Source organism: Geodermatophilus sp. SYSU D00703 (assembly GCF_054050155.1).
In genome coordinates this window covers 78,789-91,447 of sequence record NZ_JBJGYU010000004.1, presented here as the reverse complement: position 1 = coordinate 91,447, position 12,659 = coordinate 78,789, and the positions used below count along the sequence as shown (strand labels likewise).

General features: G+C 74.3%; 12 protein-coding genes. 6 read left to right on the top strand and 6 right to left on the bottom strand.

All coding sequences use genetic code 11. The annotated features are described in order from the left end of the window. Positions 1-35 precede the first annotated feature (35 nt). Positions 36-1,703 (bottom strand): FAD-dependent oxidoreductase, encoded by a 1,668-nt coding sequence (locus ACI782_RS07030; protein ID WP_456907503.1) that lies wholly within the window; start codon positions 1,701-1,703, stop codon positions 36-38. A 499-nt stretch (positions 1,704-2,202) separates the two neighbouring features. Between ACI782_RS07030 and ACI782_RS07025 the strand changes: the two genes are divergently transcribed. Both ACI782_RS07025 and ACI782_RS07020 read left to right on the top strand, forming a co-directional pair. Further along, a complete protein-coding gene (locus tag ACI782_RS07025) occupies positions 2,203-3,543 on the top strand; it encodes an MFS transporter (RefSeq protein WP_456907501.1) in 1,341 nt (446 codons plus the stop codon). 52 nt (positions 3,544-3,595) lie between these two features. Further along, entirely contained in the window at positions 3,596-4,231 is a 636-nt protein-coding gene (locus tag ACI782_RS07020) for a hypothetical protein (RefSeq protein ID WP_456907499.1), read from the top strand. 35 nt (positions 4,232-4,266) lie between these two features. Here the strand turns inward: ACI782_RS07020 and ACI782_RS07015 are convergent, their stop codons facing one another. Together ACI782_RS07015 and ACI782_RS07010 are read right to left on the bottom strand one after the other, a co-directional pair. Continuing rightward, a complete protein-coding gene (locus tag ACI782_RS07015) occupies positions 4,267-4,620 on the bottom strand; it encodes a DUF5615 family PIN-like protein (RefSeq protein ID WP_456907497.1) in 354 nt (117 codons plus the stop codon). Further along, entirely contained in the window at positions 4,617-5,051 is a 435-nt protein-coding gene (locus ACI782_RS07010; RefSeq protein ID WP_456907495.1) for a ribbon-helix-helix protein, CopG family, read from the bottom strand. The genes ACI782_RS07015 and ACI782_RS07010 overlap by 4 nt, the downstream gene beginning before the upstream one ends. A gap of 106 nt (positions 5,052-5,157) precedes the next feature. Here ACI782_RS07010 and ACI782_RS07005 point away from each other — a divergent pair, with 106 nt between their 5' ends. From ACI782_RS07005 to ACI782_RS06990, 4 genes are all read left to right on the top strand, one after another. Further along, positions 5,158-5,664 carry a cupin domain-containing protein gene (locus ACI782_RS07005; RefSeq protein WP_456907493.1) on the top strand — a complete coding sequence of 169 codons (507 nt, stop codon included), beginning with the start codon at positions 5,158-5,160 and terminating at the stop codon, positions 5,662-5,664. A gap of 182 nt (positions 5,665-5,846) precedes the next feature. Next, a complete protein-coding gene (locus ACI782_RS07000; RefSeq protein ID WP_456907491.1) occupies positions 5,847-6,770 on the top strand; it encodes a CPBP family intramembrane glutamic endopeptidase in 924 nt (307 codons plus the stop codon). Positions 6,771-6,945: 175 nt separating this feature from the next. Then, positions 6,946-9,384, top strand: coding sequence for a flippase-like domain-containing protein (locus ACI782_RS06995; RefSeq protein WP_456907489.1), 2,439 nt, complete (start codon positions 6,946-6,948; stop codon positions 9,382-9,384). 225 nt (positions 9,385-9,609) lie between these two features. Continuing rightward, on the top strand, positions 9,610-10,107 hold the full coding sequence (locus ACI782_RS06990; RefSeq protein ID WP_456907487.1) for a hypothetical protein: 498 nt from the start codon (positions 9,610-9,612) through the stop codon (positions 10,105-10,107). A 218-nt stretch (positions 10,108-10,325) separates the two neighbouring features. Here ACI782_RS06990 and ACI782_RS06985 read toward each other — a convergent pair whose 3' ends face one another. From ACI782_RS06985 to ACI782_RS06975, 3 genes are all read right to left on the bottom strand, one after another. Continuing rightward, the gene (locus tag ACI782_RS06985) at positions 10,326-10,601 is read right to left on the bottom strand and encodes a type II toxin-antitoxin system Phd/YefM family antitoxin (protein WP_456907782.1); all 276 of its coding nucleotides are present in this window, start codon (positions 10,599-10,601) and stop codon (positions 10,326-10,328) included. A gap of 98 nt (positions 10,602-10,699) precedes the next feature. Further along, a complete protein-coding gene (locus tag ACI782_RS06980) occupies positions 10,700-11,695 on the bottom strand; it encodes a DUF3048 domain-containing protein (protein WP_456907485.1) in 996 nt (331 codons plus the stop codon). Positions 11,696-12,113: 418 nt separating this feature from the next. Then, positions 12,114-12,632, bottom strand: coding sequence for a hypothetical protein (locus ACI782_RS06975; protein ID WP_456907483.1), 519 nt, complete (start codon positions 12,630-12,632; stop codon positions 12,114-12,116). Positions 12,633-12,659 lie beyond the last annotated feature (27 nt).

Genomic DNA, 12,659 nt, shown 5'->3' with positions numbered 1-12,659 from the left:
CTCCATGGTATCGCCGTGATACCGCGGAGCGCGGGTCACACGGCGAGCAGGCGGTGGACCTGCTGGATCGCGACGCCGCCCTCGCCGACGGCGGAGGCCACGCGCTTGACCGACCCGTGGCGGACGTCCCCGGCCGCGAGGACGCCGGGCACGCTGGTCTCCAGCGGGAGCGGCGGGCGCCCGAACGCCTCCAGCGCACCGGCGCTCAGGTCGGGGCCGGTCAGCACGAAGCCGTCGGTGTCGCGCTCGACCTTCGGCGGCAGCCACTCGGTGTGCGGGCGGGCGCCGATCATCAGGAACAGCGCGTAGGCGTCAACCGTCTCCTGGTCGCCGGTCGTGCGGTCGCGCAGCACCAGGTGCTCCAGCCGGCCGTCGCCACCGCCGTCGACGACCTCGGTCGCCGTCCGGACCTCGATGTTCGGCGTCCCCTCGACCTGGCGCACCAGGTAGTGGGACATGCCGTCGCCGAGTGCCTTCGCCCGCACCACGAGCGTGACGCGCTTGGCGTAGTGGGCGAGGTGGAGGGCGGCCTGCCCGGCGGAGTTCGCGCCCCCGACGATGTAGACGTCCTCCCCCGCCACCAGCGGCGCCTCGGAGGCCGCGGCGCCGTAGTAGACGCCCGCGCCGCGCAGGTCCTCGAGCGGCTCGACGCCGAGGCGGCGGTAGCTGGCCCCCATCGCGAGGACGGCCGCGCGGGCCACCACGACCCCGCCGGTGTTGAGGGTCAGGACGACGCCGTCGTCCTCCCGCGCGAGGTGGGTGACCTGCTGCATGAAGGCGAAGCGGGCGCCGAAGACCCACCCCTGCTGGTAGGCGCGGCGGGCGAGGTCCGCGCCGCTGAGGCCCCGCGGGAAGCCGAGGTAGTTGCGGATCGACGAGCTCGCCGTGGCCTGCCCGCCGATGCTGCCCGAGTCGATGACGACGGTGCGCAGCCCCTCGGAGGCGCCGTAGACGCCCGCGGACAGGCCGGCCGGTCCGCACCCGACGATCACCAGGTCGTAGTGGTCCCCGGCCGGGTCGATCGTCTCCCCCGCCGACCGGGCGATGTCCATGTCGGTGGGGTCCTCCATCACCCGCCCGTCGGGCATGACGAGCAGCGGCAGCCGCTTGTCCAGCCCCGCGTCGGCCAGGATGGCGCGACCCTCCTCCGAGCCGGCCAGGCAGAACCGGTGCGGCAGCGCGCAGCGGCCGAGCGTCTGGCGCAGCTCGTACGCCCGGCCGGACCACGTCTCGCCGATCACGTCGATCGTGTGCGGCGCGCGGCGCCGCGCCTCGGCCCACGCGAGCAGGAAGCTGGAGATCGCCTGGTGGAACTGCTCGTCGGGGGGCGGCGCCGGCCGCATCACCCACTGGTCGATGCGGCCGCGGGCGATGGCCTCGAAGACGGCGTCGCCGGCGGCCGGGTCCCCGACGCGGGCCCACGGCAGGAGCAGGGCGCGCTGGGCGTGCGGGAAGAGGTTCTGCACGCCTGCCAGCAGCTCCGCGCCGGGTGCGCCCGCGAACTCCTCGCCGGTGAGCACCAGGGCGACCTCCTCACCGGCCGCGGCGAGCTCGTCCAGCGTGCGGCGCGCCTCGTCGGGCGAGCTCAGGCAGCAGACGCGGTAGTCGGACGCGTACCGGTTGCGCAGCTCCCGCTCGACGTCACGCAGGAGGTCGGGGTCGTCGTCGACCGCGATCAGCAGGGGTGCGCTCGTGGGCGCCATGCCCGGTGACCGTAGGAACGGGCGCGATCAGCGCACCAGGTACTTAAGACCTCGTGCTCCGGAGGACGCGGTTCTCGCCGGGGACGGTCACGCGCGGTCGTCGTCGGACAGCGCCACGATGTCAGCCGCCGAGAGCCGGGTGCCGGCCCCCCGCACTCGGTGCTGCACCCGGTCCCAGAAGTCGCCGGGACTCGGTCGCCCGGTCAGCTCGTCGCGTCAAGGACGTCGTGGACGGTGATCGACACCGGCACACCAACAGGTCGGCAGCCTCTGCGGCACTTCGGTTCGGAGCGCCGTGCGGGTACCCGGGTGTCGCGCACGTCATGGCCCGAGTGGCGCGTCGTTCGTGCGGGGACGTGCCGCGGGCTGGCACGGTGGAGACGGAGCCCGAGGTCGTGCCCCGCCCTCGTCCCTGTCGAGCCGTCCCGAGACGGCCGGCGCGCCCGCCCCAGCGAGGGGCCCTCTGGAAGTAGCGCGCCCCACCCGGAAGGAACCCGGCGTGAGCCCTGCCCTCGACCGTGTCCGCACGTCCGCACCCGCCGTCCCGGCCGCCTTGCAGCAGCTGCGCGTCGCCGTCGCCGTCCTGTTCGCGATGGACGGCTTCGTCTTCGGCACCTGGGCCGCCCGCATCCCCGACGTGAGCGCGCGGACCGGCGCCTCGCACAGCGCGTTGGGGATCGCCGTCCTGTGCATGTCCCTCGGCGCGCTGGCCTGCATGCAGGTGACCGGTGCGCTGAGCGCCCGCCTCGGCGCCGGCCGGGTCGCCCTCGCCGCCGCCGTGCTGGTCAGCCTGGCGGTCGCGCTGCCGGCCATGGCGACGTCGGTGCCACAGCTGTGCGCAGCCCTGCTGGTCTTCGGCGCCGCGACCGGCGCGGTGAACGTGGCGGCCAACAGCCTGGGGGTGCAGGTGGAGGCCCGGTGGCCCCGGCCGCTGCTGTCCTCGCTGCACGCCGGGTTCAGCTTCGGTGGCCTGTTCGGCGCCCTGGTCGGGGGGCTGGTGGCCGCCTCCCTCGGCGTCGTCCCGCACCTGGTCGGCGTCACCGTGGCCGGGTTGGCGCTGCTCGCCTGGATCGGGCCGACGCTGGCCCGCGCCGACGAGGCCGCGCCGCGGGCCGCTGCCCCCGTTCCGCCGGACGAGCGGGCCGACCGTCGCGGCGTGCCGACGGCCGTCCTCGTGGTGCTGGGCGCGGTCGCCGGCTGCACCGCGTACGGCGAGGGTGCGCTGACCGACTGGGGCGCGCTCTACCTGCGTGAGGACCTCGGTGCGACGCCGGTCCTGGCCGCCGCCGGCTACGCCGGGTTCTCGCTGGCCATGGCGTGCGGCCGCCTGGTCGGCAGTGCGCTCGTGGTGCGGTTCGGGGAGGAGCGGCTGCTCGTCGGCGGGTCGCTGCTGGCGGCGCTCGGCATGCTGCTCGCCGCCTGGTCGGGCTCGGTCACCGTCGCGCTGGCCGGCTTCGTGCTCGTCGGGCTGGGCCTGGCCAACGTCTTCCCGCTGGCCATCGGCCGGGCCGGCGCCCTCGGCGGGGGCGGTGGAGTGGCGCTGACCTCGACCGTCGGCTACGGCGGCCTGCTCGGCGGTCCGCCGCTGCTCGGGTTCCTGGCCGAGGCGACCGGGCTGGCCGTGGCGCTGACGACGGTGTCGGTGGCGGCCGTGGTCGCCGCGGTGCTGGTGCGTTCGCTCGGTGGGGACCCGGTCTCGGTGCGCCGTCCCCCGGTGCCCGCCGTCCCCCGCCCGGCGATGGTGACCTGGGCGAACGCCCGCCTGCAGCCGGTCGGGCTGGCCGCCCGCGTCAACGTCCGGAGGGCCGCGCGCGACCTGCGGATCCTGGCCGTGTCCTGACGACGCGCCCGTCCGATGTCGCCGTCCGCCGGGCGGCGGGTACGGAGCAGGCGTGGACTCGCGGACACTGCTCCTGGGCGACTGGACGCCGCTGATCCGGGACGGGATCGACGTCCTCCGGCTGGTCATCCTGGGCGGGGCCGTCGTCTACGCGGCCATCGGCGACTGGGGATCGGCGGCCCTGCTCGCCGCGCTGGGCGGCATCACGCTGGTCGCGCGGCTGGTCGACCTGCCGCGGCTCTACGACCTGTCGCTGACCCTCGCCATGGCGCTGCAGGGGTTCGGCGAGACGCTCGGCCTGTACGACCAGTTCGTCCGCTTCGACGACCTGGTGCACTTCACCCTGCCGATGCTGACGGCCCCGGTCATCTACATCGCCCTGGCCCGGGTGGAGGTCGTGCCGGACCCGCGCGACGAGACGCACCTGCAGCACTACATCGGCATCGGCGTCGTCACCCTCGCCCTGGGCATCTCCGTCGGGGCGCTGTGGGAGCTGTTCGAGTGGCGGTCCGACGTGTGGTTCGGGACGGACCTGTCCGAGGACAACGACGACACCAACGGCGACCTGCTCCGCGACACGCTCGGGTCACTCGTCGGCGCCGGGCTGCTGGTCGTGTGGGCGCGGTTCGGCTGGGGGTCGGTGCGGCGCATCCCCGGGGTGAACACCCATGAGGAGATCAGCGCCTGAGGGCGTGCTCCGCATGCGCTACCGGTTGCCGCGACCTACAGCCACTCGACGAGACCCGTCTCGCCCCGCTGTAGCCCCTCAACGTCAGCGTGACTCGTCAGCCAGGCGCGAAGGGCTGCCGCGAGCCGGGGCAGGCCGCTCGGGGTGCGGGGCCAGCGGCGGGCGTTGACCAGCAGCAGCCCGGCATGGTCGCCCGGAGCCAGAGGTGCGTAGTCGACGACGTTCTCCGTGACGACGACGCGACCGTCCTCGCGGGCCCGGCGCACCACCTCGGCGTCCTCCCGGCCGACCAGGTCCGGCTCCTCGACGACGGCGACGACGTCGTGGCCGTCGCTGCGCAGCATCTCGGCGAACCGCCGCGGGTACATCTCGTCGAGCAGCGACCTCACCGCTCGGGTCCGGCCAGGATCTCCTGCTGGCGACGCCAGGCCGCCTCCAGCTCCTCGGCGGCCCGTTCGTCGGCGGTGATCCTCGCGTCGACCTCGGCACCGTGGTCGGCGTAGTAGGCGACGGCAGTCCGCACCTGGGCCTCCGTCAGCCCGATGGCCTCGCGAACCACGGGGACAGGGTCCTGATGACGTTCCTCCTGGACCGCACGGAGCGTCCGGATCACCTCGTCGACGTCCGGACCGTTCGCGAGGCCGGCCCGTCGTCCACTCGGGCCGTCGCGGAAGGTGATGCCCGGATGGGCCTCCCGGCGCAGCGCCTCGTCCAGCAGGCGCTCGATGGTCGACGAGATCGAGGCCCCACGCCGCCCTGCCAGGTCGGAGAGCCGGCGCAGGACGTCGTCCGACAGCCGGACGGATCGAGGCGTCGCCATGACTACACCGTAGTCGCCAGAGGGTCACTTCGCGGGACTCCGGGACTCCATCGCGACGACCTCGCGGCAGTACCGTGCTCGCCCGCCCTCCATCGAGGAGACCGCGATGGACGACCAGTCAGCTGCCCCCTCGACAGCGCGCGTCCTCCGGGCCGCGGACGGCGTGGTGGTGGGGGACCCCGCCGGGGTCCGGGACCGGTTCATGATCGACGGCGAGGACGCCGGTGGCCGGTTCGCCCTCGTCCAGCACCTGTTCGCGCCCAGGGCGCTGGCCGCCCCGCTGCACCGTCACCACCGGGAGGACGAGTACACCTTCGTGCTCTCCGGTCGTATCGGCGCGGTCCTCGGCGACGACGAGGTGGTCGCCGGCCCCGGTGATCTGGTCGTGAAGCCACGGAACCAGTGGCACACCTTCTGGAACGCGGGCGATGAGCCGGCGGCGGTGCTCGAGCTCATCTCCCCCGCGGGGCTCGAGCAGTTCTTCCGCTGGCTCGGCGGCCTGACCGAGCCCCCGACGCCGGCGCAGCTCGCCGAGATGGCCGCCCCCTACCAGTGCGACGCCGACCCCGACGCGACCCAGCGCCTCGTCGAGCGCCATGGGCTGACGTTCTGACCCGCGCGGGACCACTCCCTGCCGAGTTCGTCGCCTCGCGCTCCGGTCTCCTCGACGCGACCCCGATGCGGTCACCTGGTCGACGCAGTTCCTGAACCCCTTGTCCGCCCCAGGCCCACGGTCCACGCTCACCGACGAGGCGGATGTCCAGTTCCTCCGGGGCCCGGCACCAAGGAGCAGTCATGACCCGTGCCGCTCCGTTCCCCGAGGGTGCCGAGCGCCGGGGGAACCTCGCCCGACGTCACCCGCTCACCGTCTTCTTGCTGCTCGCGTTCGCCATCGGTGTGCCGGGACTGGTCGTCCCGCTCCTGGCCGGCATCCCGCAGGCGCCGTTCCTGCTGCTGCTCGTCTTCGTCGCCCTGCTCGGGCCTGCGCTCCTGGTCACCTGGCTGGCCGACGGTCCGGCCGGCCTCCGGAAGCTGCTGTTCCGCGTGGTGCAGTGGCGGTTCAGCGCCTGGCGCTGGGCGATCGTCCTCTTCGGGGTGCCGGTGCTGACCGTCGCGGTGGCCGCCGTCTCGGGGACGCTGACCAGTCCCGAGCGCGGCTGGGCCGCCGAGATCGGCTGGTACCTGTTCAACACACTGGTCTTCGGCGCGCTGAGCCTCAACCTGTGGGAGGAGACCGCCTGGGCCGGCTTCGCCCAGTCCCGGTGGATGGCCCGGCACGGTCTGCTGGTCGCCTCCCTGATCACCGCAGTGTTCTTCGCAGCCATCCACCTGCCGCTCCAGTTCGCGGGTGACCCGAGCGGGGCACGGCTCCTCGCCGGCATCGGGTTCCTGTTCCTGACCGCGCTCGTCGCCCGGTACCTGGTCGGCATGCACCTGCTGGACACCGGCGGCAGCATCCTCGCGGCCGGCATCCAGCACGCCTCCTGGAACGCCGCCCAGAACATCGAGGCCGTCGAGGGGGGCGACTGGCCGTGGCAGATGGTGACCGCCCTCGCGCTGCTCACCGCCCTCCTGGCCGTCGGCCGCCGGATCCACCGGCCGCAGGGCCGACCGATCGGACCGGAAGCCGAGAAGGCCTCCGCGGCACAGTGGGTCGCACCACTGGCCCCCCCGAGCCCGGCCCCGCCCCACCCTGAGCCGACGACCGGCAGGGGTTGACCTCCTGACCGCTGCGCCGGGTGCCGCCAGGGCGGCCGCCGGCATCAGGGGTCGGCGTCGAGGGTGGCCCGCCGGGGCACGTGCACCCCTACCCTCGGTGCCCGCCGCATCCGTCGACCGGGCCGGCCACCTCTCGCGCCGGGGCTCGGTGACAGGGCCGAGGAGGTGGTCGGCAATGACGCGGACCGGAGGGACGGCGCGTCCCGGTTCAGCGGTCGCCCCGCCGACGCAGCCGACGACCACCGGGGCGCCGGCAGGCGACCACACCGAGGAGGAGGTCACCGGCTACGAGCGGTCCCCGAGCGACGTCCTCCGCACCGTCGTGTTCGCCCTCGTCACGCTGGTGCTCGTCGCCCTGGCGCGGTGGTCCCGGAACGCGGTCGCCGCGCTGGACGACGACCTCGCCCGGCGGATGTCGTTCCTGACGCCCACCGTCGGACGGGTCCTGATGGGGACGGCGACCCTGCTGGTCCTGGCGGGCATCACCGCGGCGTGGGTCGCCCCGCTGGTGACCCGCCGCCACCGGCTGTTCGGCCACCTGCTCGTCAGCGGCGTGCTGGCGGTGGTGCTGCTGCGCGGCGTCGAGTGGCTCGTCGACCGCGGTGACACGGACGTCCTCGTGCGCGCGGCCACCGCACTCGGCAGCGCACTCACCGTGGACGGCCTGGCCGTGGTCGCGGCCGCCTTCGTGGTGCTCGCGCCGTTCGTGTCGCGGCGATGGCGGCGGGCCGGGGCGGTGCTGCTGGCGGGAGTCGCGCTCCTGCGGCTGCTCACGCCGGTCGCCTTCCCCGCCACGCCGGCGCTCGCGCTCCTGCTCGGCGGCCTGGCGGGTTCGGGGACGCTCCTGCTGCTCGGCCGCCCCAGCAGCCGGCCGACCGCGGGCGCGGTCGCCGCCGCGCTGACCGGCGGGGGCCTGCCTGTGGCGCACCTGCAGCCGGCCTCCGTCGACGCCCGCGGCTCGGTTCCCTACGTCGCCACACTGGAGGACGGCAGCCAGGTCTTCGCCAAGGTGATGGGCACCGACAACCGGGCTGCCGACCTGCTGTTCCGGGCCTGGCGGCTGCTCCGGCTGAAGAACGTCGGCGACGAGCGCCCGTTCTCCTCGCTGCGCCGCACCGTCGAGCACGAGGCGCTGGTGTCGCTGCTGGCGCGGGACGCCGGCGCGCGGACGCCGCGGCTGCGGACGATCGCGCCGGTGGGGCGCGACTCCTTCCTGCTGTCCTACGACCTCATCGACGGCACGACCCTCGACCGGCTGCCGGACGACGCCGTGACGACGCCGGTGTTGCACGGCATCTGGGCGCAGGTGGCGGTGCTGCGGCGGCGCCACGTCGCCCACCGCGACCTGCGCCGCGCCAACGTCCTCCTCGACGGCTCGGGTGTCCCGTGGCTCATCGACTGGGGCTTCAGCGAGGTCGCCGCCGCCCCCGCGCTCCTCGACGCGGACGTCGCCCAGCTCCTCGTCGCGCTGGCCCTGGACGTCGGGGTGGACCCAGCCGTGGACGCCGCGATCGCCGAACTCGGACCCGAGGCCGTGGCCGCGGCGCTGCCCCGGCTGCAGCCCAACTCGTTCAGCGGCGCCACGCGGGACGCGCTGCACTCCCGCAAGCAGCTCGTCGGTCAGCTCCGGGCGACGGTGTCCGAGCGGTGCGGGGTCCCCGAGCCCCGGCTCGCCGACCTGGAGCGCGTCCACCCGAAGACGGTCCTCACCGTCGTCCTGCTGGTGGTCGCCACCTACCTGCTCGCGCCGCAGTTCGGCGACGTGCCCGGCATGGTCGCCCGCGTCCGCGAGGCCGACTGGGTGTGGTTGCCGGCCATCCTGGCGATGTCCGCGCTGACCTACGTGGGCGCCGCCATCAGCCTCGTCGGCGCCGTCCCCCGGCGGCTGCGTGCGCTGCCCACGTTCGTCGCCCAGCTCGCCTCCTCGTTCGCGTCCAAGCTGGCGCCGGCCGGCCTCGGCGGCATGGCCCTGCAGGTGCGCTACCTGCAGCGGAGCGGCGTCGACCCGGCGGTGGCCACCTCGGCGGTCGGCCTGGACTACGTGGCCGGGTCGGTCGTCCACGTGTTCCTGATGGTGGTGTTCGCCGTCTGGGCCGGCCGGTCGGCGTTCGGCGCTCTCCGGCTGCCGGACCCGCAGGTCTTCCTGTGGGGCTCGCTGGTCGTGCTCGCGCTGGCCGCGGCCATGATCGCCGTGCCCGCCGTCCGCCGGGCGCTGGCCACCAGGCTGGTCCCGCTGCTGCGCCGATCGGTGGACGGTGTCGGTCACGCCCTCCGCAGGCCGGGGAGGGTCGCGCTGCTGCTGGGCGGCTCCGCCGTGATCACCCTCGGCTACCTGGTCTGCCTCTACCTGTCCACGCGGGCCTTCGGCGGGGGCCTGGGCCTCGCCACGGTGGGCGCCGTCTACCTCGCCGGCGCCGCCGTCGCGGCCGCGGCTCCGACGCCCGGTGGGCTCGGTGCCCTGGAGGTCGCGCTGATCGCGGGTCTGGTGGCCGCCGGGATGGACCACACGATCGCCGTCCCGGCCGTCTTCCTCTACCGGATCGCGACGTTCTGGCTCCCGATCCTGCCCGGCTGGGCCGCCTTCCTCTGGCTCCGGCGGTCGGAGTTCGTGTAGGACCCTGACCGACCGGCTCGGCGTCGGGCGCACCACGCCCGCGCAGCGCGCCGAGCCGTTCCTCGAGGCCCTCGGCGTCGATCCCGACGGGTACGCCTACGCGTCCCCCTACCTCCGCTCGCCGGACTACCTGACCGCGGCCACCCGGGCGGACGTCATCGCCGTGCGGGACCGCCTGCGCTGAGGGCCTCCCTGGCGATCGGTCCCTCGGCACACTTCCCGGACGTGGGACGACGGAAGCCCGGCAAGTACCCGTACGACCACACCACGGGGGATGACGGTCGGTTCATCGACAGCGGCGTCGGCGGCACCCTGCGCGTGCTGCACGGTCCCGGGCGGGGCATGGGCATCACCGAGGGCGTCACGTGCCGGGTCGAGGTGCTCGGTGCGGCCGGCGCCCTGCTCGACGAGGCCTGGACGGGCAAGCTCGGCAAGGAGCACCGGTTGCGCCGCACCGGGGCCGGGGACCGGGTCGACGTCACCGTGACGGCGCGGATCGGGGAGGACAGTGAGCTGACCGCCTCACGGACGGAGCCCGGCCGGCTACCGCCGAGGACGACGACCTGGACGCACTCGCCGAGCACGCCGTCCGGACGCCGCTCGACGACCTCGACTGACGGAACCGTCCGGGTGCTGACCTGCCCGCTGGTGCGCTCACATCTCGCGCGGGTGAGCGTCGCGGTCATCGCCGCTCGTAGACGTCCCTGCGGTGACCGACCTTGATGACGAGGACCAGCAGCTACGGATCACGGATGTCGTAGACGATGCGGAAGTCGCCGGTTCGCACCCGCCACTCCCCGGCGCCACCGACCTACTGCACACCCCTGAGAGACGGGGTTCCTCGGTCAGGAGGTCGATGGCCGCTTGGACCCGCCGGCGCCCCGGCGGATCCAACGTGCGCGACTGACGGACGGCGGCGGGCGCGAGCTGGACCCGGTACGTCATGCCATGCCCAGGTCGGCCTTCACCTGCTCCCAGGGCACCGGCTCGGCCGCCGTTTCCCGGAGCTCGGCACAGGCGGCTTTGGCATCGAGGAGGTCCGACATGTCTTCAGCGAGGGCCTGCAGGCGTTCGAGATCCTCCACGGCGATGACGGCTGCCACCCGCCGGCCGCGGCGGCTCAGGTAGACCGGCCGCTGGGTCGCGCGCGCCTGGTCGACGACGGCGGCCAGGTCCTTGCGCGCCTCGGAGACACTGCGCTCGCCCGGCTCCGACATGTACACACATGTACACCTGATGGTCGCTGTCGAGCCCGTCGAAAGCCTTGAACGCCGAACCGGCCGGATGCCCGTCCCACGTCGCTGTCCCTCCGTGGTCAACCGGTGGCGACTCCGCCGGTGCCGTTGGGGACCAGCTCGACCCAGGTGGTCCCGGGCGCCAGCGTCACCGGGGCGCCTTCCGCTCCGGTCAAGCTCATCCGGTCGCCGGTCCCCGGCTTGGACCAGGTGGCCTCGACCGCGTGCCCGCCGGAGGCGACGAGCGCACGGCCGGTGCCGGTCAGGATGGTCTCCGGGACGGGGTTCCCTGCCGGATCCCGGGCCTCGGTCGCGACGACGTCGACGCGCAGGACGACGACGTTGGTCGCGCCGATCCGCCGGCCGTCCGCCTCGACCGCCGGGGCGCTCCCCTCGTTGCGCAGCCAGCGGCCGTCCGCAGCGTTCCAGGCCCACCGAGGGTGGCTGACCCCGGACAACGTGAGCTCCAGGGTGGTCGCCGGCTGACCCGCGGCGACGGCGGTGGGGTGTTCACCGGCCGCGGAGTGGTCGAACTGGGCGCCGGGTGAGGCCCGGTGGGCGGCGTCGGCCTGGTCGACGAGGATCTGTGGCACCGCGTAGACGTTGTGCGGCGCCACGCGGATCGTCGTCCGGTGGAAGCCGTCGGCCCGGGAGTCCTGGCTGAGCACCTGCAACCCGGCGTCCTGCGCGGCGGTGACGTAGGCCTGCACGCCACCGGAGAACGCGAGCAGCCCGCCCAGCGGCGCGGCGATCGCGGGGTCCATCGGCCGGATCGACCGCACCGGGCCGATCTCGGGCGGGAGGTCGGAGTGGTAGACGGCGACGAACCGGGTGATCCCGCCCTCGACGACCTGCTCCCACACCAGGTCCGCGGCGTTCAGCCCGGTCTGCGGGCGGGCGTCGACGGAGTTCTCGATCTTCACCGCGAGCGCCGGGCGGTCGGCGATCGCGTCGGCCGGGACCCCGGTCAGCGGCCAGGCGGGCGTGAGCGCGGCGACGACGGACCCGACGAACGGCAGCGCGGACAGGTGCTTCTCCACCGCCGGCCACGCGACCACACCGGCGATCACCAGCACCACGAGCAGCGTCGCTCGAAGACCACGCCCGGACCTCGACCGGCGGCGGCCCTTCGCCGTCCTCCCTCTGCGGGACCGGGAGCCCTTCTTGGTGCGGGCGCCCTTGCTCGGCCTGGAGCGGGACCGGGGCGCGGTGGACCTGGGCACGTCGGCGCTCCTGGCTCGGCGAGGCGTTACCTCTCCTGTATCGGCACAGCCCCTCGCGCTCGGCACCATGACTCCGCGGGGCAGCCGGGCGTCGACTCGGACGGCGCCGGTGGCCATGTCGGCGAGTCGCCACAGCGTCTTGCTCGGAAGCCACCGGCCGGCCGTTCGCATCCGGCGTACGGCTGCGGACGGCGTCCACTCAATCGGGTCGGCCCTGGCAAGAGCTGCTGCCGGGCGAGGAGGAACCACCATGGCGCCCGGCCTGAGCCGACTATGTGCAGAAGGCGCAGTCGCCGGAGACCGGCATCTCGGTGAAGCAGCTCGGGCACATCCCGCCCCGCCGCGCGGGCTGGCGGGTGTGCCGCTGCTTGTCCCGGCGTGCTTGGACCTGCGCCGTCACCGCCGGACGCCCGCCGTCCGGCGGCAGCTCAGCGCCGAAGTAGCGGTAGCACTCGAGCCGCTGCTCCGCAGCGTGGTCGTCGGGCTGCTCGGGTTCGATCCCGCACACGGCCCGCACCGCCCCGACGTAGCCACCGCCGACGGCGCCGTCCTGGGTCACGCAGAGCGCCGAGAGCATCGGTTCGTCCCGCTGACCGCAGTCCTCCGCCACCCGGAACAGGACGTCGCCGATCCAGTACCGCATGAGCTGCCGGGTGTGCACACCCGATGCCTCCTGCACGTGCCGAGCCAGCTCGCTGTAGGTGACGACCGCGTGATAGCTGCGCGCTGTCTCGATGAGCTTCTCCCGGGCCTCGCGGGACCAGACCGAGATCCGATCACCGCCACTCAACGTCCCGGCATCACGCCGGTCCGCTGC